This window comes from Streptomyces sp. SD15, assembly GCF_054462255.1.
In genome coordinates this window covers 1-1,428 of record NZ_JBTLMO010000135.1, presented here as the reverse complement: position 1 = coordinate 1,428, position 1,428 = coordinate 1, and the positions used below count along the sequence as shown (strand labels likewise).

Here is a 1,428-nt window from a genome sequence, read left to right as displayed (position 1 = left end):
TGATCCGCCGGACAGGCCCTAGTAGTGCTTCGTTACCTTGGGTGATCTCGCCTGGTGGTGGGCATCTTCCTGGCATGAGGCTGGGGGAGGTGGAACGGCTCCGGGGTGAGTTGTCGGAGTTCGTTGCTGATGTGTTTGGTTCGCTGCCTCGGCGGGATCAGCGGCGGTGGGGCGAGTGTTATCTGCGGGGTTTGATGCTGGATGGCCGGCGCAAGTCGATCCAGCCGATGGCCGAGCGGCTGCCGGACGGCAACATGCAGGCTCTGCAGCAGTTCGTGAATCAGTCGCCGTGGGAGTGGACGCCGGTGCGGCAGCGGATCGCCCGACGGCTGTGCGAGGCGATCCGGCCCGAGGTATGGGTCATCGACGACGTGTCGTTTCCCAAGTGCGGCACCGCCTCGGCCGGGGTGGCCCGCCAGTACTGCGGGGCGTTGGGCAAGCGGGCCAACTGCCAGGTCGCCGTCAGCGTGCATGCGGCCACCGACGCCGCGTCCTGTCCGCTGGAGTGGGAACTGTTCCTGCCCGAGGAATGGGCCGCTGACCACAGGCGCAGGCAGGCTGCCGGGGTGCCGGACGAGGTCGGGCATGTGTCCAAGATCCACCTGGCCTTGGGTCTGCTGGACCAGCTCGCCGACCGGCTGCCGAGGGTGCCGGTGATCGTGGCCGATGCCGGCTACGGCCGTAGCGTGGCCTTCAGGCTGGCGTTGGAGGAACGTGGCTGGTCATACGTGATGGCCGTCGACCCCAAGGAGATCGCCCGGCCGGCCATGGCCGAGCCGTATCAGCCGGCCTACAGCGGGCTGGGGCCGCCGACTCTGCCCCGCTACCGCGAACGGGCCCGGCCCCTGCCCTGCCTGGTGGACGCCGACGCCCGGTTCGAACAGGTCACCTGGCGTGAGGGCAGCAAGGGCGCCATGACCTCCCGTTTCGCCGTGCTCGAGGTCAGGCCGTCGGGCAAGGAAGCCTGCCGCACCGCCCAGGAACAGGGCGGCGGACGCAACCGCTGGGACGGCGTGCTGCCGCTGCGGACCCTGCTCGTCGAACAGCCCGAACGAGCAGCGCAGCCGACCGGTTACTGGATGACCAACCTGCCGGTCACCACCCCCATCGCAGACCTGGTGCGGTGGGCCAAGATGCGCTGGCGCATCGAGCACGACTACCGCGAACTCAAACACGGCCTGGGACTGGACCACTTCGAAGGCCGCACCTGGCGCGGCTGGCACCACCACGTCACCCTCGTCACCGCCGCCCAGGCCTTCCTCACCCTGCGGCGGCTCGACCCAAAAGCCCACACGCCGGCCTGACCCTCTACCAGATCCTGGACACCCTCCAGGACCTGCTGAGGTGCTGGACCGGCACCTGCACCACCTGCCGCCGCCCCCTCACCACACGCAGAACCAGAACCAGAACCTAACGAAGCACTACTAG

General features: G+C 68.7%; 1 protein-coding gene. It reads left to right on the top strand.

Going from position 1 to position 1,428, the window contains the following annotated elements; translation table 11 throughout:
* Window positions 1-74: 74 nt before the first annotated feature.
* Window positions 75-1,304 (top strand): IS701 family transposase, encoded by a 1,230-nt coding sequence (locus ACX28W_RS43865; RefSeq protein WP_459005684.1) that lies wholly within the window; start codon window positions 75-77, stop codon window positions 1,302-1,304.
* Window positions 1,305-1,428: the final 124 nt, after the last annotated feature.